The organism is Bacillus sp. 1780r2a1, from assembly GCA_024134725.1.
GTDB lineage: Bacteria > Bacillota > Bacilli > Bacillales > Bacillaceae_H > Priestia > Priestia aryabhattai_A.
The window spans coordinates 1,089,250-1,110,750 of sequence record CP099863.1 but is presented as its reverse complement, the minus strand read 5'-3'; the positions used below and the strand labels follow the sequence as shown (position 1 = coordinate 1,110,750).

Here is a 21,501-nt window from a genome sequence, read left to right as displayed (position 1 = left end):
TAGAGTTTAATCTGTTTTAATGATAAATTTCAGCTAGCTCTTCATTAATGACTTTTTCGATACTGCATTGTTTTCTCATGCGCTTTGCGGCTTCATGAGATTTCTTTTGAAATTCTTCAGGGTGATGATATAGGAAGTCAATGGCATCGGCTAGGCCTTGAGAATCTTCTCTTCCAGCTAAGCAGCCGCACTCATCATCGACAAACTCAGGTATTGCCGTTACGCCATTTGTAATTGGAATTAACCCGCTGCTCATCGCTTCACACATCGATACTCCTTGTGAATCCAGGCGCGTTGGGCACAAGAAAATTCCGTGCTCTTTGTGCAGTTTGGCAATCTCTGTTTGTGGTAAGAAGTAATTATGAATATGAACATTCGAAAAGTGTTTAATTGGCTCTAATGTTGTGTCAAACAATACGCCATGACCATAAATATTAAACTCGAATTCTTCAAAATAATCCTTTTTGGATAGCGCTAGAATTGCTTTTACTGATAGATCATTCGCGTACTTATGAGACGCAAACGGACGAATGCTTAGTATTTTTTTACGCTGATTTGCATCTTTTGGAACGTAGTCAAACATTTTGTCATCGACAACGTTATGAATGATTGAATAGTCTTCAACAAAAGCATTCGTATCTGCTTCCGCCACTGCTTCTTTAAACCATTTCGATACAAAGATAAATTTAATATTTAACGTTTTGCTTTCGTAGACCGACTTCATAAAGTCTGTGCGCTTTTTATTTTCTTTAATTGAGGCTAACGTTTTTTCTAACGCTGCAGCATCTCCACTAAAATTAAACCACCTGCGATACCATTTTTCCGTTTCAACTCCATGAATCCAAATAAGAATTGGCGTCTTTGCAGCTTGACTAGCTTCAATTGCTTCAATCATATGATGATCAACAAAATGAATTAAAATCTTTTTATATTTCTTTCCATTCAGCACGTTCGTTAGTTCTTCTTTGCCACCCGATAAAACAAAGGTATTATTAAATTTGTAATATGCTAAAGACGTTTCCTTAGCATTCAAACGGAATATATCAACAGAGGCACCGTTCTCTTGATAAAGCTCAGCACGTCTATGAACAAACATATTACGGTATAGGTTATTTTTCTCAGGATATACGTTTGTTAACACCAAGTAGTCCGCTTCGTCATTCAAATCATAAATAGATTGCTCTATGTCTTTTAAAGGTGCATCGTAACACGAGATGCTCACTTCTTCTATGTTGGCTTCTCCCGTACCAGACACTCTAAGCATTAGCTCGAGGTTATTTACATTGGCAGGAAAAGAAAGAATTTTTTCAACATCCATTCCAATATACTGGCTAGTAATCTGCTTCCCTTCACCTGTTCCCTTAACAATTAACTGAACATCTAAGCTGTCTGACACGTTCCCTTTAATTGTGGCTGTGTAGACAAATCTCGAATCATATTTTATTGGTATTGCGTTTCTATCAGAAGTTAGAAATGTATAGTTATACTCACTGTCTTTTTTTTGAACTTTGAGAGAAAGAAATGACTCTTTTCTTGCAATCTCAAATTCAAAGCCATCTTTGCGAGAATGGATCCAATCGTCTTTATATACATAAACTTCTGCTGGTTGTAATAATGTTTTTCTCATTTCCTACGCTCCATCATTAAATATTTACTGATGTATCTATGTTAGAATGGACATTTTCATAATCTAAATAAGATAAGTCTTTTACAAAATTAAAGCGATCTGCTGCAAATAACCGATACCCTTTTTTAAACAAGAACTTTAAATTACTTTCAGCTGAAATCTCTTCTTTACCAATATGCTTCCATGCTTTTAGGCTAATGATAGCAGCATCTAAATCTAAACAATCTGTATAGGAATGCTCACTTCTATCATTTATCACGGCAAGTTGTGCAGTTTGGTAATGTGTACGTTTGCCAATAACGTCACTATTAGAATATTTCGTAGCATAATACAAATCTAACAAGTAGTTTTCACCATAAAAATTGCTAGGCTTAAAATAAGCTACATATTTAATATCCTTAAATTCTGGCTTTTCATAGTCTTTAAGGACTTCAATATTGTTAGCCTTTAAATCCTTTGCAACTTGTTTATAACTAAAAGGCTTTTTCAAAATCACTTTCAGTTCTTTTGATTTATAGGCCTGATTACTAAACATGTTCATGACATATTGTAGTTCAGCTAAGCTTTCAACCTGACTCCAAACTCCAATAGCTGGATAAGAATCCTTTAATTCAAACCCCGCTTTTCCTAAGACATAGTTTAATCGACTCTCGTAAGTGTGATATTGTAAAACTTCTCGTAAACCTTGATGAGCTCTTTCTCTGTAATATTTCTCATCCGTTAGCAATCTTTGAAATTCAAGCTCAAAATCTTCTTTTTCGCTGCTCATAAATACAAGGTCATCAAATAAATTTTCAATTCCTTTTGAATATGTACTTACAACAGGAGTATTCGATGCTAAACATTCAAAAACCCTTCTAGAGAACATTGTAGGTGAATCAACTACGCTATTTACGTTAAGAGCTACTTTGTACCCTTTGTAGGCTTTATGAATTTCAGATGCTTTTAAGCTTTGCTTTGTATATTGTCTTAGGTGTTCAGGAAAATAAAATTCCGTTAAATCATTGCCATAGTTGCGATCATAAATAGTCAGTCCATACTTAGCCGCTGATTCTAGTAACATATTCATGTCATACTGGCGTTCAATATATTTATTTGCATAGTACGATCCAGCAAAGCTAATTCCATTCTCTCTCTCGTATAGCTCAATTGGATTATGAATAGCTGGCTGAGCTGCAAATGGCAGTGCAAAAACTTGATCATGATGCAGATTTTGTTTATAGTTTTCCACTGAATTTTCATCTGTAGTAAAGATATAATCAAAGTGTTTAGCCGTTTGAATAAATGAATTGAAATGTACCGGATCTTCTTTATTCCAAAAGATTGTTGGAATATGATTTTCTTTACACCAATTAACAACTTCAAGCAGATCTAGAATATTGGTTTTATTATTGCTAGACACTTTCCTTGTCCACTTTCCGTTGTTTCCGTGCCAAGCTGATTCAACAAATAAAGCATGTGGTTTGTTTGTTGCGAATGTAGCTTTCCAGTTATCTGGACTAAACGTAATTACATCACATTCAGGCTCTAAGCATTGCATCGTAAACTCATCACAAATAACACCTAGCTTTACATCTTTAAGCGTATTCGGGACATCATAGCCAAGTGAACGTAAATGTTTTATTGGTAGAAATCCAGTTTCCTTTTTACTTTGACAAGTTACATCATGTATTTCAACAAACCCAGTTCCTGAGAAGCGTACTGCCATTCGACAAAACTTAGCTTTTGGAAGAACTTTAATCAGTCGCTCTTCGTTTAAATTAACAATCTCTACTTGCTCTTTACTTCCTGTATTCGAATAAAAAATAACAAAAAGTTGCGCAATGGCCGTGTCTTTCTTTTCACCTTTAAAAGTAACTTTATATCGATTATTTGAATCAATTTTTATTGGAAAAACAGTTGGTTTTTGTCCAAAACTAATATTTTGTTCATAACATGAAATATATTGATGCTGCTCTTCTTCTAAATCAAAATCAGCTCTAACTCGACCATTTTTTATGCTAAGATTCTTTAGATGATTTACTTTTGGCACGTACCAATCTTTGGGTGTGAAATTCTTCATTTGTAAAAGATCTTTCCACGTATAATCTTCTACGTTAAATTCAGCTTCTTTTTTCTCTGAAGGTGGTTGAATCAAGCCTTTGACTTGATCTATTTGAATTAGCTGAATTTGTTGGATAACGGTGCTACCTTTCCCGACCACGCGAATAGCAATTCGATAATCGTCTGCATCACCGTCTAACTCGATAACTTCAGTACTGTTCAGTGAAAGGAATTGAGTAGATGTTTTTTTACCTTTTTCATATGCAATAAAAAATAAATCTACCGTAACATCTTTATCTGTTCTACCATGGAAGTTTACAAGGTATTTTTGTTTCTTTTTTAAACCTGTAGTATAAGAGGGAGGGGTACTAAAGCTACCGTTTTGTTCTAGATAGGATACATAAAATGCGTCTCGTTTACTTTGTGAATGTTCGATATATAAAAAGTTTTCTTTAGTCAAGAGAGCTGTCCCAATATTATTGGTGTACCATTTAGTATTCTTTAAGCTTAGTGAATAAGCCGAATTTGTATTGTTAGGGTTTACTATAAAATTCAATGTTTTAAGCTGTTTCTTGTACTCATTATACAAAGGTAAAAACCGATTATTCATTTTGTCCTCCACTATTGTTGTCAATACAATGATTATTTTCTAGATAATTTTTTTCTGAAAGACCAATAAGCTATTGTCATTCTCCCAAGCTTAGAATTTTCTAGTTTCAACATTCTTTCTTCTGTTTTTTCAGAATAAACTTTCAATTCTTCGTATTGCTTACTAAGCTGCTCTTTTTCCTCTTTTAATCTCGCATTTTCAGCTTCAAGTATCTTTCTTTTCTGTTCTTCTTGTTTTAGTTCTTCTTCAGAAGCTTCTAATTGACTTTGAACAGATTTATACTTTACCTGAATTTGTTCTTTATATTGAACAGATTCAACATGATTTAATTCGAGGGCTGCTAACTTCTGCAACAAATCACTTTGTTTACTTTTTAATGTCTCAAGGTCTTGGTTACTAACAAACTCTCTATGCTGAAGAGTTTTCTTTTCATTCTCTAAGTCTTGAACATTTTTTTTCAGTAATAAAACAAGCTCTCTGCTTTCTTTTTGACCGTTTTCTAGTAGTTTCATATCTTTAATGGCTTGTTCATACTTATCTTTATACAATCCTTCTTCGTTATCTTCTATTAACAATTCTGGATGTTCACTTCTAAATAATTCATCTTGCTTTTTCATATCTGCTAACATAAACTCAAGTATTTCCGTAAATTCTCGCTCTAGCTCTTCCTTTTCTCGAACAAGTTTTTGAACGAGTAAAGCTTCTTTTGCACTCTCTACTACTTTTTGATTTTCCCCTACTTTTTTTGTATGTTTATTTCTATCTTTAACGTCTATAGACATATGATTATGTTCCTCCGTTTCCAACTCTCAGTAAAAGACAACAGGCAAATATACCTAATACAGTTTATCATCAAAAGTTGGACAAATAAATAATTTCATTCCTTTATTCTTACTTATCTTACATTTTTTTGATTATCACTCAAAATGAAAATCTGTTTTTACACCTAAGTATAAAAACAGATTTTCCATTCTCTTCTTTAAACTGTGACCCAACTTGTACCTTTTGAAAGTCTCGTTTCTCCTTTTTTAACGAATACCTTTACTGTATATTTACCAGGTTCGGTTACTTGATACTTTAATGTTGAACTATTAGAATACTTTGTTTTTTCGATTGGCCCAGAGTGACCATCTTTATACACATAATAAGCAAAGTGAGCGGTCTTATTCTTTATAAAGCTTTCAGGCACTTGACACGAAACGGAAATGATATTTTCGCTTTCTGTTTCAATTGAAGTATCTTTAATGAAGATTTCACCTGTAATAGCTGACAGTTCATCTAATAGATAAGTAGCAAAGTAAGGTCCCATTTCTGAGTGGCCTTTATATGCTTGAACATCTAGATCATAAGGGATCTCTCGCTCCTCAAGTATTTTCACGAACGGTTTTACATGTTGGTTATAGTGAGAGTCTCCACTTCCAACATGAATGTGAGGCTTCGTTTTATACGTATAATTACTCACAATATCAATATAAAATTGGTTTAAATAATCACGGTGACCTTCCGAATTGCCGCCAGTAATTAATTTTAGTACTGTATCACGCGTATAGTTGTTTACACCGTATAAATAATCTCCAACTTTAAACTGAAATCCTCCTGCTATAAAATGACCAAAGTCATATCTCATGGCAAAGTAAAATGCTGCCGTTCCACCTTTACTTGATCCGCAGGTAATGATGTTTTCTTTTCTAATTTTATTCTCATTTGCTATCTTAAAAATTAGTGCTGCTACTGATACCTCATAGTCTAGTTTTTTATGTTGACCCAAATAGTATGCTGGGTGACCCATACAGTTATCTAAGATAAATAGCCTATGACAATCAATCTCTTGAAGATATCTCACATAGTTGTAAAATGCAGGCTTACCTTCTTGCTCTTTTCCATTAAAGCCTGAAAAAGTCACGGCTAAGTGACTGGAAGGTTTACTTGCTGGTATAAATAAATATTTTATGTCATGAGCTCCTTTGAAGACTTTCTCATTTTCAATGATATATTCTGATAAAGACATAGATACTTTCCCCTCTTACATTTTCTATAATGTTACATATAAGGTTATTTTAACCTTTTTTAACTTTATTACAGAAGAAAACGAATTAACCTTTTCTAGATTAATTCGCTTCTTTTATATCTTATTGTACTACCTTTGATGTATAAGAACTATACAAACCTTTGCTGTTTTTAATCACAACACTTACTTTTGTACCAGAAGTTTGCGCTGGCACTGCAACCGTAAAGTGCCCTGTTGCATCGGTTTTCCCTCGTCCAATGATGGTTGAACCAACTTTCACGTATACAAGGCTATTCCCTTCTGCCGTTCCCGTGACTTTTTTATCTATTGCTTTAATCATGTTGACATTAGGCGCCTGCGGTCTTTTTTGACTAACTATTTTCGATGTGTATTTGCTATAGTTTCCAGCGCTGTCTCGTGCCACTAGGTTTATTTTTGTGCTCACTTTTTGCTTCGGAATAATAACTGTAAAGTTCCCATTCACATCTACTAATCTCTTACCAATAATTGTTGAGCCAACTTTAGCGTATACCGTACTTCCCGCTTCAGCCTTACCTGTTATCTTGGCATCTTCATTCGTGATTTCATTGATAGTAAATATAGCAGGAGGGGTTTTATCTTCAACTATTTTTTTTACTTCTGCACTGCTTGCTCCTTCTTGATTAGTGGATGTAATAATCAAGTTGGTTCCTGCTTTTTGTTTATCAATCGTTACTTCAAAGTGCCCGTCTGCTCTGGTTGTACCCTTATATTCTTTAGCTGATGCTTTTACTGTAATAATTGTATTTGGCTGTCCTGTTCCACTTACTTTTGTATCCAAATCACTAACTTCATTTACATTTGGTGCAGCTGGTGGAGTAGCTTCCTTCTTAACAACTGTCGTATAAGCATAGGGGCTATAGTTACCTGCTGTATCTTTTACTACAACGCTGATTTTCAGCTTTTCCTTTTGTTTAGGTATTGCAACTGAAAATTGACCTCTAGCGTTAGTTTTGCCGCGTCCAATAATTGATGAACCTTTCTTTACATAGACTAAGCTATTTGGTTCAGCCTTACCCGTTACTTTTACATCTTCATTCGTTACTGCGTTTAGAGTAGGCGCATCTGGTCGCGTACGATCTTCCACTTTGACAACCGTAGATTCACTTGTATTGTTTGCTGCATCTGTCGCAGTAATTGTAATTGAAGTATTTGCTTTTTGTTTATCAATTGTCACTTTGAAACTACTGTCTTTTTGAACAACTGAACTATATAATTTACTTCCTATCTTTACAGTAGCCGTCGATCCGGGCTCTGATGTTCCGGTAACCATTGTATCTTGATCCGTAACTGGATTTACAGCTGGCTTTTCAGGTGCCGTTCGATCTACTTCACTTACCGTTACGTATGCATATTTGCTATAATTCCCAGCACTATCTTTTGCAATAACTGATAATTTTGTACCTGCTTTTTGTAAAGGAATTTTCACTTCATAATGTCCCTTACTATCCGCTACCTTGCGAGCTAGGACAGTAGATCCTGACTTGATATAAACTAAGCTACCAGCTTCTGAGGTTCCTGAAATAACCGTATCTTCATTTGTAACTGGTTGAACCGTTGGTAAAGCAGGAGGCGTCTTGTCTTTTACAGTCAGAGAGACCTCAACACTACTATTTCCAGCCTCATCTTTTGCTTTGATTTTTATACTTGTACCTGCTTTTTGTTTTGGAATTGAAATCGTAAATTGGCCTTTTGCATTTGCAGTTCCTGTATACGTTTTTGTTCCAAGCTTAGCCGTTACCTTTACTTCTGAACCAGCTACGCCAGTAATTTTCACATCTTTATCGCTAATCTCGTTTACTTTTGGTGTCTGAACAGGTTCAGTTCCATATACTTTATACGTTTTAGTAGTGGTATGACCAAATACATCCACAAATTTAAACGTTAACTCTTTCTGATTTGTTACATCATAGCCATTTAATCGGAATGTACCGTTGGAATTTAAAGACAGAAGTTTATTATTTAAATAAACGTCTACAACTGGTACGGTGCTTCCTTCTAAATTCACTTTATTGTCTTTGGCATTAAGTGGTGTGTTGTTTAGCTTGAATGGAACATCTGCTAACGGATAGTTTGATGCTGTCATACCATATAGCGAATTGCTGCCACTTACGATTACGTCACCATTATTTAAATATGAATAATAGCCTGAACTAAATAAGAAGCGCTTTGCGTGTACCGTACTAGTCACCCTTAGACCACCGTAGCTTCTCAGTCCTCCAAGTACATATACATTTCCGTTAATCGTTACATTTCCATTTACGGTTAATACCGCGTTCGGTCCAATATATACATCATCATTAATAACTTCGCTATACCACGTTTCATTTCCCGTTACAATACGATGACCTATCGATTCAATTGGAGGCAGAACTTTAAACGTTCCATTTTCTAACCCTTTTGTAACTGTCAGCTTGTTCCCGTTTATATCTGTAATATCAACAGAAGCTGCTTTCCAATCACCGGATTCACCAAACCACCCGTCTCCACTGAACGTTTCTTGGTCTTCTCCTTTACTCAACTCCACTGATTCAATTGTTTTTGAATTCGGCTTTGCATACTTGACAACAACACTTTTTACTAATGTGTCATCCGCTGCTTTTACAGTAATACGATTATATGAATTAGCTTCAATTGTTTCCTGACCTACTTTAATGGATTTGAATGTCGGCTTGACGTTGTCTTCACCTTGGAAGGTGAAGCTTGCTGATTCGAGTGGGCCTTCGATTTGAATTGTATTCTCTACTTGGTCTTGAAGGTAGATGTAATTCACTTCCCATTTCCCAGGCTCCATACTATTTGTAAGGGACAGCTCTCCTTCATACATACCTGTTTCTTTGTTGTATGTTAGCGATACAAATACAGCTTTTTGAGTAATTGGGCTTTTATAATACATAAAGTTATAAGGTTTGATGCCCGATTCTTTATCTGTCGCCTTCACTTGAACTTTAACTGTTTCTCCAGCTTTTACTGATTTCTTATTTATGCTAATGCTTTCAAATGTTGGAGCTGTCACATCTGCTTTTGTTCCCGTTAAAGTAAAACTACCTGATTCAAGCGGGCCATCAATCTGAACTGTATTCTCTACCTGATCTTGAAGATAGATGTAATTCACTTCCCATTTCCCAGGCTCCATACTACCTGTAAGGGACAGCTCTCCTTCATACATACCTGTTTCTTTGTTGTATGTTAGCGATACAAATACAGCTTTTTGAGTAATTGGGCTTTTATAATACATAAAGTTATAAGGTTTGATGCCCGATTCTTTATCTGTCGCCTTCACTTGAACTTTAACTGTTTCTCCAGCTTTTACTGATTTCTTATTTATGCTAATGCTTTCAAATGTTGGAGCTGTCACATCTGCTTTTGTTCCCGTTAAAGTAAAACTACCTGATTCAAGCGGGCCATCAATCTGAACTGTATTCTCTACCTGATCTTGAAGATAGATGTAATTCACTTCCCATTTCCCAGGCTCCATACTACCTGTAAGGGACAGCTCTCCTTCATACATACCTGTTTCTTTGTTGTATGTTAGCGATACAAATACAGCTTTTTGAGTAATTGGGCTTTTATAATACATAAAGTTATAAGGTTTGATGCCTGACTCTTTATCTGTTGCTTTTACTTGAACTTTAACCGTTTCACCGGCTTTCACTGATTTCTTGTCTACGCTAATACTCTCGAATGTAGGAGCTGTTACATCAACTCCAGCAAAAGCAAGATTAGGGGCAATCTGAGAGAACACCAAACAAAATAAAATGAAGAATGTAAACCTTTTAGCTTTCATATACGTCTCTCTCTTTCTATTAAACTTAATGAATAATTTTTATTTTTTGGTTCACCTAAAAGCAAGAACGGTTATTGAACATTTGGAACAGCACTTTGTTTTCCTGACAGTACATCTTCAAACCAGTTATCACTTCTTCCTTCGCGATAAAACATCTGTACCCAATAGTGATCTCCTTCTGTATGTCCAACTCCAATATACGTGAAGCTATTATTCAAAATGTTGGCACGGTGACCAGGACTATTCATCCAACCTTTTACAACTGCTTCTGGACTCGGGTGTCCCCAAGCAATGTTTTCACCAGCTGCTGAATATACAATGCCTGCTTTACTCATCATGTCATAAGGCGTTCCATATGTAGGGCTTGTATGATCAAAATAATGGTTTGTGCTCATATCTTGAGCTTTTTGCTGAGATACTTTCATGAGTGTCGAATCAATCTTTAAAGGTGATAGACCTGCTTTTTCTCTTTCAATATTCGTTAGTTCCACTACCTTTTCTTCAAAAGAAACTTCTTTTTCTGTTACCTTCACCTTACAATAAGGGCTATAATTGCCAGATGTGTCCTTTACTACGACAGCAATTGCTGTATTAGCAGCTTGAGGTGAGATAGTAATAGAATAATTGCCTGAGCTTGTCGCTCGACCTCGTCCTATGATTGTAGAACCTACTTTTACATACACATATGTATTTTTTTCTGCTTTTCCTGTTACAACTTTATCCGTATTCAATACAGCATTTACGGTAGGCGTGCTTGGGTGTGCCTTACCTTGAACGCTTACCTTTGTATAAGGGCTATATTTGCCACTTGTATTTTTAGTCACTACGCTGATAACAGTGTTTACCTTTTGTACAGGGATAGTAACGGAAAAGTTTCCTGAACTTGTCGCTCGACCTCGACCTATAATAGTAGCGCCTACCTTTACATAGACGTATGTATCTTTCTCAGCTTTACCAGTTACCACTTTATCTGTCTCTAGTACCGTATTTACAATAGGGGTAACTACGGGCGTCTTACTCTGAACATTTACTTTCGCATAAGAACTATATGTACCATTGTTATTTTTAGTCACTACGCTAATAAGAGTATTTGCCTTTTGTTTAGGAATAGTAATAGAGAAATTCCCTGAGCTTGTCGTTCGACCTCGACTTATAATAGTAGAACCTACCTTCACATAAACAACAGCACTTTTGTCCCCGCTCCCCGTTATTTTTGTATCTTGATCTGTTATTGTATTAACTTTCGGGGCATTAATTGCCGCACTTGCAGCACTCATATGAAATGGTCCTACATACATCACAGGCGTAATAAAAACCAGAATCATGATTATTAAACTACTTCTTTTCACATAAAATCCTCCACAACCTAAAAAATAGAAATATTATCGATTGTATTATACAGCTAACAGGATAATATAACTAGTACTTTTTTCACCTTTATATGTATAGCGGTAGCAAACGAAATTTTTATTTATTCATACTTTAATAGGCCACTTATTCAAGTGGCCTACTTTTCACTCAGATATCAAGCTTTTTTTACCGTTATATACGTATATGGACTGTAGCCACCTTCACCTTTTACTATAATTCCAATACGTGTATTAATAGGTTGTTTTGTAATACGCACACGGTAGATACCATCAGAACCTGTAGTACCTCGACCGATGACTTCTGAGCCTTTTTTCACGTAGACTAAGCTGCCTGCTTCCGCTCTGCCTCGGACAATTGTCGTTTCATCCTTCACTTCCATAATGGTTGGTGCTTTCGGTACTTCTGCTTTTGCCGTAGCTGTCACTACTGTATACGAATACGGACTGTAACCACCTTCGCCTTTTACCACCACGCCAATCTTTGTTTTCGCTGGCTGTTTCGCAATGCGTACACGGTAGATGCCTGTCGATTCTGTTACCCCTCGACCGATGACTTCTGTTCCTTTTTTCACATAAACTAAGCTGCCCGCTTCCGCTCTGCCTCGGACAATTGTCGTTTCATCCGTCACTTCCATAATGGTTGGTGCTTTCGGTACTTCTGCTTTTGCCGTAGCTGTCACTACTGTATACGAATACGGGCTGTAGCCACCTTCGCCTTTTACTACCACGCCAATCTTCGTTTTCGCTGGCTGTATCGCAATGCGTACACGGTAGATGCCTGTCGATTCTGTTACCCCTCGACCGATGACTTCTGTTCCTTTTTTCACATAAACTAAGCTGCCTGCTTCCGCCCTGCCTCTTACAATTGTCGTTTCATCCGTCACTTCCATAATGGTTGGTGCTTTCGGTGCCTCTGCTTTTGCCGTAGCTGTTACTACTGTATACGAATACGGGCTGTAGCCACCTTCGCCTTTTACTACCACGCCAATCTTTGTTTTCGCTGGCTGTTTCGCAATGCTTACGCGGTAGATACCTGTCGATTCTGTTACTCCTCGACCGATGACTTCTGTTCCCTTTTTCACATAAACTAAGCTGCCTGCTTCCGCCCTGCCTCTTACAATTGTCGTTTCATCCGTCACTTCCATAATGGTTGGTGCAGAAGGAGGTTGTACCTCTATTCTTGGATATGCATCCGTATACTGCTGGCTAATTGTCGTACCAGGATAATAGAATTCTAGTATTGTTGTATAGGAATTACCTTGAGATGCCATAACGCTTGCGCCATATTGGCTTAAACCAACGCCGTGTCCATAGCCTGCTCCTTTAATCACAATAGAATTGCTATCAGAAGTAATGCTTTTCACATATAAGTTTAGCATTGACGTGCCATTAATTAAGCTTTTAACGCTGCTTGCTTTCTCGCCAATTAAATTCCACGTACTTACTTTTAAGTTTCCATTTGAATCAAGTTCATCTTTCACTATGTATTTAACAACTAAATCGCCTCTCGTTGCGCGTTGACCCGTTGTCGGAGCATAGAACTTTACATCTTCAACACTAACAATTTTAATGTCTTTTCCGCTGAACCCGTTCGCGTTCATTTTTTGCTTAATATTATGTGCCATAATGGAATCAACTTCATTGATAGAATTCCACCATGCATTCGAATCTTTCAAATCTTTGTCTACTAAATTAATTTGCTGCTTATTCACAACCTTCGTCCATTCACGTTGAGGGTCATAAGGATCTGGCTTAGATTCAAGGTACGGAAGCTGCGTACTTCCCCAGTAATTAAGGCTAGACTCAATATAGCCGCCGTTACTAGATGAGAAAACCGTTTGAGCAAGAGCCCCGTTGTATTTCACCGTTTCTCCAAATGTTTCATCAACAGCTTGGCTAGTGCGTTCATTCCAATCATAACCACCGTACACTTGTTTATATTGTGTATCATCAATTGCATTGCTATTTATGTAAGTTAAAGCATAAGTTCGAGCAGCAAGTGCTTGTGCTTTTAACGCGTCCATATGCCAATCCGCGTATGCCTCCTTCGGAACTACACCTTTTAGATAGTCTTCCAGAGGTAGCGTATTAATTGGACGTATATACTTATTACCTTCATTTATAAAGCGCATATCACCTAAATATTTTCTGCCATTAATTGATAGAGTTGCGCTATAGGTAGATGGAGTTACTTTAAATGAATCCGCACTAGCTATTCGCTGATCTTCTTCATATATTCTTACGCCAGTGCTTTCTACTTTTACACTGTAAGTCTTACCACTTTCTAATTCTACGTTACTACCTTCAATTTTATATGTTTTAGAAGGCTGAATGGTAATAGACGATTTGTCTCCAAGATAGTTCACTAATTTAACAGAGATTGTCGGTTCAATACCTTGAGCTTTTGCTTCATGTTCAAATGTTCCCCAAGCAAAAATAAAGCTAATTGCTAGGAGTGTTTTAAAAATGCATTTCATCCTTTTGTTTTCACCTTCCTAAGATGTTTTATAAATTAACTGAAATAACGAATATCGTCTACAAACTTTATCGGCTAAAAATAACAGTTTTACAGATGAGAATGCTATTTATCAATTAATCTAGTTAATTTAACGAGAAAATCTAACCCTTTCCACACTTCTTTTACCAAAAAATGCTACTGTCGTATTATACAACTAGAAGGGCAAAATAACTAGTTCTTTTACAGTAAATAAGTTCAATAATATGTATTTGTTCTGGGATAAAGATATAAAAAGAGCTTGATATACTATCAAACTCTTTTAAACAAGTACCATATAAATAGGATGAAAACTGCTTTTCCTAATGAAATTAAAGTTCTATCATTTTGAACATCAGAATTTCTATACTACTTACCCTTAGACATGGTAACTCTACAGTCTAATATGTAGGCTACTTCCGAATATCATGCTGCACCGTTAAAGCCTTACTTAACTTCTCTTTTAAGCTATGCCGGGAAAGTGACGTTGGAAGATGCGTTTGGTCGTGGAAGTAGATAGTCTGGGCCTGCGAAGTTTCTTTTGAAGAAGATAGCGTCTGCGTAACGTCAATATGGGATAAAAAATACCAGCTGCAGCGATGTGATGTTGGAGACTTGGTAGGAATGACAATGAGTTCATTGACTTTATCAATGACAAGCGGAGGTTCTTTCGTGAAGCCAAATCGTTTTCTGACGGCTGTCAGTGCGCCATCAAAGGTTGTGAGGTTCTCGATGCAAGACTCCATGAGTAGCTCTTTACATGTTTTTGTGGAATAATACTCTCCTTTTGCATCCAAAATTTTTGTTTGGTACTGAAAGTGTTGAACTGGCTTCAATGCTTTTGTATCAACGTTTATAACGTAGTTTTCATTTGCTTCCATTTTATCAACCCCTTTATTACTATTTTACAAAAAAGAGTTTTGAATTTCTAGTAGTTTTTACCTATAATTCAAAATTTTTAGTTTACTTCTTAAAAAGCAGAAGGTGATATCCTTCTGCTTCTTAGTTCTATGAATGTGAAAGTGTTTCTTTGAGCTTTTTCCGAGCGGTCTTGCCCCAGTTTTTCACCGCTCCTGTTGAGACGCCGTACTTATCAGCAAGCTCCCTATAGGAGTAACCTCCTAATAGATATTCCAGGATATAAATCTTTTCTCTTGGCGTGAGGTGCTCGATCATGTCATGAATAATAGACGACTGCAAGGCCACGGGAAGCGAATCGTCTGGGTGCGTCACCAACAGCGTGTCTTCCGTTAGTGCTTCTCGCTCGTCTCGTTTTACGCTTGCTTTTAGCTCCATTAAAATGGTGCCGCGCACGGTGCTATAGGCATAGGCTGAAAACGAGCCTTTGCTTTCATCAAACTTTTGGTAGGCTTTCCACAGGTTAATTAAGGCGAGCTGATAGTATTCTTCTTGTTCTTTGTAGATATGGTGCTTTTGAATCATCGAGACAATGAGAGGATGAAACGATTCTGCGACTTGTTCAAACGATAGAGATTTCATGGATTTGTCCTTTTGAAAAGCGCGCTTTTTCTTGTATTCCGCCGGTACGTTTACTTTACCGAAAGTAAGAGATGAAGAACACTGAGCTAATTTGATGGTGAAGATTAGACACGATTCGAACTTTCCTGGGAAATAGTGATATTATTCTACAGAAATGGTGATGATACGTGGTTTTTAGCGATGAAATCAAAAATAGCCGATGCGCACGCAGCGCTCGGCTATTTCTATGATAAAAGCTTCAAATCAAACACCAGAATACGCTGAAAATCCACCGTCAACCGGAATAACAGCACCCGTTACGAAGCGAGACATGCTGTCGTCTGCTAAGTATAGGAGCGTGCCGACCAGGTCTTCTTTGTCTCCAAAGCGGCCCATTGGCGTATGGTCAACGATTTTTTTTGCTCGGTCCGTTGGCGTACCGTCTTCTTTTAATAACAGCTTTTCATTTTGAGCCGTTAAAAAGAATCCTGGTGCAATGGCGTTTACTCGTATATTGGAAGTCGCAAAGTGCACCGCCAACCACTGTGTGAGGTTGTTAATGGCTGCTTTTGAACCGCTGTATGCCGGAATTTTCGTAAGGGGCGTAAAGCCGTTCATAGACGAGATATTAATGATGGTTCCCGCTTCTTTTTGAATCATATCCGCAGCAAACACCTGCGTAGGAAGAAGCGTGCCCATGAAGTTCAAGTCCATCACAAAGCGGACGTCATCCGGCTCAAGATTGAAGAAAGTAACCGTGTTATCACTCAGTTCAGCGTCACAGCTGAAATATTCTTGAGTTGTTGTTGCCTTAGGATGATTCCCTCCTGCTCCGTTTACCAAGAGGTCAATTTCACCCCAGTGGCGATTGATGATTTCCTTTGCTGCTTTTAGGGATGCTTCATTCGTAACGTCTGCGCTGACAGCAAGCGCTTGACCTCCCTCTTGATTGAGCTGATTCGCTAGTGCTTCTGCTTTTTCTAACGTTCGGTTTAAGATGGCCACTTTGGCACCCGCTTTAGCTAGAGCTGCGCTGAAAGCAGCGCCTAACACGCCCGCTCCACCGGTTACAACAGCGACTTTATTTTCTAACGGCAGCGACGTCATGTGTTTTCCCTCCGTTTACGCTTTGCTGGTCTTTTTGAATAGCTTCCCACAGTCCCGTTAAGTACGTTGCACCTAACGCACGGTCAAACAAGCCGTAGCCAGGCTTACCTGTTTCTCCCCAAATCATACGCCCGTGATCCGGACGAATTGGACCGTTATACGAAACGTCATGAAGCGCTTTTAACACTTCGTACATATCCACAGAACCGTACTCAGAAGGATGAGCCGTTTCATTAAATGACTTTTCACCTGTTCGCTTCACGTTTCTCGCATGAACAAAGTGAATTCTCCCCTGTGAGCCAAATTTCCGAACCATCTGTGGTAAATTATTGGTTTCAAGCGCTCCTAAAGAGCCTGTGCAAAAACACAGTCCGTGGTTTGGACTTTCATATAAAGAAAGAAGGCGCTCGATATTTTGTTCATTTGTGATGATGCGCGGCAGTCCAAAGATGGACCAAGGTGGATCATCCGGATGCATAGCCAGGTTAATGCCTACCTGTTCAGCAACAGGGATGACCTGTTCTAAAAAGTAGGAAAGGTTATCCCAAAGTTCTTCTGTTCCTACTGAGCGATATTGTTCAAAAAGCTGAGCCAGCTCTTCTTTCTCATAGCTTGTATCCCAACCCGGCAGCGATAGATTTCCTTTCACTGGATCCATTAGCTCAATGACGCTGTTATCATAGCTAAGGCACGTGGAATCATCTTCTAAACGGTGCTCCAGTGACGACCTCGTCCAGTCGAAAACCGGCATGAAGTTATAGCACACCGTCGTAATGCCGCTTGCACTTAGGTTTTTCAGCGTTTGCTGGAAACTAGCAATATATTGATCACGCGTTGGCAAGCCTAGTTTGATATCTTCATGAACAGGCACGCTTTCAATAACCGTTAGCTCAAGACCTGCGTCTTCAATGTCTTTTTTTAACGTTTGAATTCTACTTTCAGGCCACACTTCACCGACCGGTATATCATAAATAGCGGAAACAATTCCTCTCATACTTGGAATCTGCTTAATATATGTTAATGGAATCGTATCGCTTGTTCCGTACCATCTAAATGACATTTTCATTATGCTTACACTCCCACCTTCAGTTTTGTATTGCTAATGGTAAAGTAGTTCGCTGCGTTGTTATAGCAAATATCTTCAATGATTCCACCGACTTCGTTTACGTCGTCTGGAATTTCTCCCTCTTCCATCCACTGACCAAATAAGTCGCATAAAATCCGGCGGAAATACTCGTGTCGTGCGTAAGATAAGAAGCTTCTCGAGTCCGTCAGCATGCCGATAAACGTACTGATTACGCCGTAGTTGGCTAACACGTTCATTTGACGCAGCATGCCTTCTTTGTGATCGTTAAACCACCAAGCGGTACCGAGCTGCATTTTCCCTTTAATTCCGGCTTGCTGGAAGTTGCCAAGCGTTGAAGCAATCGCTTCTTGTTCAGTAGGGTTTAACGGAAAGACAATGGTTCTTGGTAATTCTCCCTTTACGTTCAGCGCGTCGAAAAATTTGTTCAGCTCTTCGGCAAACTGCTGGTTGGAAATAGAATCATAGCCTGCGTCAGGACCGCTTGTTTTAAACGCTAGCGTATTATTATTTCGAATTGGCCCCAGGTGAAGCTGCATCGCCCAATCCTTACGAGCGTACATTCCACTTAGGTGCTGCATGATAAGCGATACATACTTATGTTCTTCTTCTAAAGAAAGCGCTGCTCCCTCTAGCCTTTTCTTTATGATTTCATTCACTTCATCCGGCTTTGCATCTACGTACGTAAACGTCGTTAGTCCGTGGTCAGCTAAGCGGCAGCCCGCTTCGTGAAATTTGTCTACGTACGCATCAATGTTCGCTATTAAAGACTCCACCGTCACTTCATCAGACGATACGTTCAGAAACGACTGGATATAAGAAGAAAAGTTCTGACTCTGTATGTGAAGAATGGCGTCCGGTCGAAAGGTTGGCAATACCTTTACTGGAAACTCATCATTTTGCTGCAGCTCCACGTGATACGATAAGTCTTCTAACGGATCGTTAATGGTACAAATAACGGAAACGTTTGACTGCTTAATCAGCGATTGCGTTGTGAATTCTGTTGAACGAACGATTTCTTCACAGTGATTCCATATCTTCTCCGCATCTTTTTCTTTCACGACTTCGTGATAGTCAAAGTAGCGTGCTAATTCTAAATGCGTCCAGTGGTAAAGTGGATTGCCGATGAGAAGCGGAACGGCTTTAATCCACGCGATGAATTTTTCCTTAGCAGAAGCTTCTCCCGTAATATAGTATTCTTCAATACCTAACGTACGCATCGCTCGCCACTTATAGTGATCTCCTTCTAACCACGCTTCCGTAGCAGAAGTAAATCTTCTATTTTCAGCGATTTCTTTTGCGCTTAGGTGACAATGGTAGTCATAGATTGGCATGTTTTTGGCAAATTGCTCGTATAGCTTGAAAGCTGCTGGTGTACGCAACATAAAATCTTCTTTTAAGAATCCCATCTTTTGTCTCCTTCCTTCTTACCGAACTCGTACGCTGAAACGTCCATCTTCTACCTTAGTCCATTCATTATTAACGTAGACTTCTCTCGTTTCTCCAGCGGGTACTGTGAAAATCAGTTCTTCATACGGTACCTCATAGTCACCTTTTAAATGAAGAGAAACGTTAATGCGTTCTTCTGTCGTTTCCATATTAATGTTGATTTTCTTACATTGCTCTTCATAGTGCGCCGTAATGCCGTCATCTTCATATAGTTCATAGTGAGATGACTGATTCCCCTTAGAAGGAAACAGTAAAATAGCGCGCTGTTCGTCTGACGTTTCATTAAACGATGGTTCGTTACAATTAATCGGAATGATTGCGCCGCCTTTTACAAGAAGAGGCGGTTTCTCTTCTAACGCTGCTGGTAACGTAACGGATTGACCTCCTTCATAGTAGTCACCCGTATGGAAATCAAACCAGCCGTCTTTGTGATGAGGCAGATACACTTCTCGCACTGTCGCTCCCTTTTCGACAACTGAAGGAACCAGCATAAACTCACCTAACAGGAAGTCATCGTTTTCTTTGAACGTATTTTGATCTCCTTCGAAATCATAGAACGTCGATTTAATCATTGGCTCGTAGTATGCGTGCGCGCGATACAGTGCTGTATATAAATACGGCTGTAAGGTATAGCGAAACTTAATTAAATTGGCAATGGCTTCTGTTGTTTCTTCATACATCCAAGGAACATTTACCGTTTTGTCCTCGTTCCACGAATGAATCGTAAAGCGCGGATAGAAAATTCCGTTTTGCACCCAGCGAACTAACAGCTCTGACTCTGGGGCAGGACCAGCAAATCCTCCCACGTCGTGTCCGATGTTGTAGATTCCAGAAAGGCTTAATCCAACCGCCATCTTGTTGTTATACTTTAACGTCTTCCAGCTCGTGTAGTTATCACCCGTCCATGTTTGCACATAGCGCTGCATGCCCGGTGCACCTGATCTTGAAATTAAATATGGTCTCTCGTTTGGATTATTCTCTTTTTGCGCTTCATACGAAGCTTTCATCATTAAGATTGGCTGTAAGCTTCTTATATAATTGAACGCAAGCGGATTGCCAAAGCCGTTCACTTGAGCTGTTTCAGACCAAATTTCAAACTCATTGTTATCGTTCCAAGTAGATTGAATGCCGTATTTTAATAGCTTGTCTTCGACTTGCGCTTTCCACCACTTAACGGTTTTAGGGTTTGTAAAATCAAGATACGCACCGATATCATCCCAGAACTGAACCATTTCCGGTCCATCTCCTGCTGCGTTCATAATGAACATGTTTTCTTTTTTAAGCTCTTCAAACATGGGATGGTCCTGCAGCAAGCAAGGTTTAATATTGGCACATAAGCGAATTCCTTTATCAGCAAAAGACTGAACGAATCCTTTGATATCCGGAAACTTATCGTGGTTCCAATTGAAAACGTACCGCTTATCGTCAATGGACGTATAGCCAGACGACAGCTGGAAGGAATCACACAAAATGTCATTCTTCTCGCAGTCCGCTAAAAATTGTTCCAGCTGCTCCTGAGCATTTGGCGCATCCGTGTACGTCATCGTGGAACCAGAATAACCTAAGCTCCATTTTGGTGGAAAAATCGTTTTTCCTGTTAACCACGTATAGCGCTTTACAACGCTGCTCACTTCTGGACCAGCGATAAAGTAATAGTCTAAATCACCGGCTTTTTGCTCATAGTAACGATACAAGCCGTGGTAGTTATCCATTTCATTTCCCATATCAAAAATGGACTCTGACGTGCTGTCATAAAACAACCCGTAGGACATTTGTTCTTTTTCATTTCTTGTTATATAAAACGGGATATGCTTATAAAGCGGATCGGTCCACTCCGCATCATATCCCATCGGATCAAGGTTCAGCATGCGAAACCTTCTTCCGTATCGATTGGTTTCACCGGCTTTTTCACCTAATCCATAATACGACTCTTCGTACGTTCGCTGTAAATAATGATACGTAGAGGTTCCAAGCGCTCCGTCAAAGTTATAGGCCTGCGTGTTTCGGTCCATCGCAACCTGTCGCCAGCTATCTTGTTCACTGCGTCTCATCAGCCACGTGATTTTAAAGCCGTCCAGTTTTATTACTGCTTTTAAGAGCTTTGTGTAAACGGTTACGACATCCTCACTCTTTTCAACATGGTAAGCAGGTAAGGTAAACCCCGTAAGGTCAAATCTGCTTCGACCCTCAAACGGAATATCTTCCATATCAGGTGCCACAAGCCACGTCTTTGCTGGTGAAAACTCTTCTCCCTTACTCACCATTACTCGAAACAGATCTTCTTCTAAAATGAAAAGAGATGCATAGTGATGAGAGTCCCCTAGCTTAAACATAAGCTGATTGCTTTTTTCTTTTATTAATGTAAAATGATACGTCTTTGTTAACGTCATCATGTAAGCCTCCT

General features: G+C 38.5%; 12 protein-coding genes and 2 pseudogenes. All 14 read right to left on the bottom strand.

Annotated features, from left to right (window positions below; genetic code table 11):
- Positions 1–16 precede the first annotated feature (16 nt).
- The 14 genes and pseudogenes from NIZ91_05585 to NIZ91_05520 all read right to left on the bottom strand — a co-directional run bounded on the left by NIZ91_05585 (position 17) and on the right by NIZ91_05520 (position 21,487).
- Positions 17–1,627, bottom strand: coding sequence for a glycosyltransferase family 4 protein (locus NIZ91_05585; GenBank protein ID USY56127.1), 1,611 nt, complete (start codon positions 1,625–1,627; stop codon positions 17–19).
- Between the two features lie 16 nt (positions 1,628–1,643).
- Positions 1,644–4,280, bottom strand: coding sequence for a glycosyltransferase (locus NIZ91_05580; protein ID USY56126.1), 2,637 nt, complete (start codon positions 4,278–4,280; stop codon positions 1,644–1,646).
- A 32-nt stretch (positions 4,281–4,312) separates the two neighbouring features.
- Positions 4,313–5,062 carry a hypothetical protein gene (locus NIZ91_05575; protein ID USY56125.1) on the bottom strand — a complete coding sequence of 250 codons (750 nt, stop codon included), beginning with the start codon at positions 5,060–5,062 and terminating at the stop codon, positions 4,313–4,315.
- 197 nt (positions 5,063–5,259) lie between these two features.
- Positions 5,260–6,288 (bottom strand): hypothetical protein, encoded by a 1,029-nt coding sequence (locus NIZ91_05570; protein ID USY56124.1) that lies wholly within the window; start codon positions 6,286–6,288, stop codon positions 5,260–5,262.
- A gap of 121 nt (positions 6,289–6,409) precedes the next feature.
- Positions 6,410–10,114 carry an Ig-like domain-containing protein gene (locus tag NIZ91_05565; GenBank protein USY56123.1) on the bottom strand — a complete coding sequence of 1,235 codons (3,705 nt, stop codon included), beginning with the start codon at positions 10,112–10,114 and terminating at the stop codon, positions 6,410–6,412.
- Positions 10,115–10,254: 140 nt separating this feature from the next.
- A pseudogene (locus NIZ91_05560) lies at positions 10,255–10,632 on the bottom strand (CAP domain-containing protein).
- Positions 10,633–10,695: 63 nt separating this feature from the next.
- Positions 10,696–11,391: pseudogene (locus NIZ91_05555) on the bottom strand (Ig-like domain-containing protein).
- Positions 11,392–11,639: 248 nt separating this feature from the next.
- Positions 11,640–13,961, bottom strand: coding sequence for a SpoIID/LytB domain-containing protein (locus tag NIZ91_05550; protein USY56122.1), 2,322 nt, complete (start codon positions 13,959–13,961; stop codon positions 11,640–11,642).
- A 430-nt stretch (positions 13,962–14,391) separates the two neighbouring features.
- A complete protein-coding gene (locus tag NIZ91_05545) occupies positions 14,392–14,859 on the bottom strand; it encodes a competence protein ComK (protein USY56121.1) in 468 nt (155 codons plus the stop codon).
- 127 nt (positions 14,860–14,986) lie between these two features.
- A complete protein-coding gene (locus NIZ91_05540; GenBank protein ID USY56120.1) occupies positions 14,987–15,478 on the bottom strand; it encodes a sigma-70 family RNA polymerase sigma factor in 492 nt (163 codons plus the stop codon).
- A gap of 243 nt (positions 15,479–15,721) precedes the next feature.
- A complete protein-coding gene (locus NIZ91_05535) occupies positions 15,722–16,564 on the bottom strand; it encodes an SDR family oxidoreductase (GenBank protein ID USY56119.1) in 843 nt (280 codons plus the stop codon).
- Positions 16,539–17,630, bottom strand: a complete 1,092-nt coding sequence (gene uxuA, locus NIZ91_05530; GenBank protein USY56118.1) for a mannonate dehydratase — start codon at positions 17,628–17,630, stop codon at positions 16,539–16,541. Before uxuA ends, NIZ91_05535 begins: the two co-directional genes overlap by 26 nt.
- Positions 17,631–17,635: 5 nt before the next feature.
- Positions 17,636–19,057 carry a glucuronate isomerase gene (gene uxaC / locus NIZ91_05525; protein ID USY56117.1) on the bottom strand — a complete coding sequence of 474 codons (1,422 nt, stop codon included), beginning with the start codon at positions 19,055–19,057 and terminating at the stop codon, positions 17,636–17,638.
- An 18-nt stretch (positions 19,058–19,075) separates the two neighbouring features.
- Positions 19,076–21,487 carry a glycoside hydrolase family 31 protein gene (locus NIZ91_05520; protein ID USY57096.1) on the bottom strand — a complete coding sequence of 804 codons (2,412 nt, stop codon included), beginning with the start codon at positions 21,485–21,487 and terminating at the stop codon, positions 19,076–19,078.
- Positions 21,488–21,501: the final 14 nt, after the last annotated feature.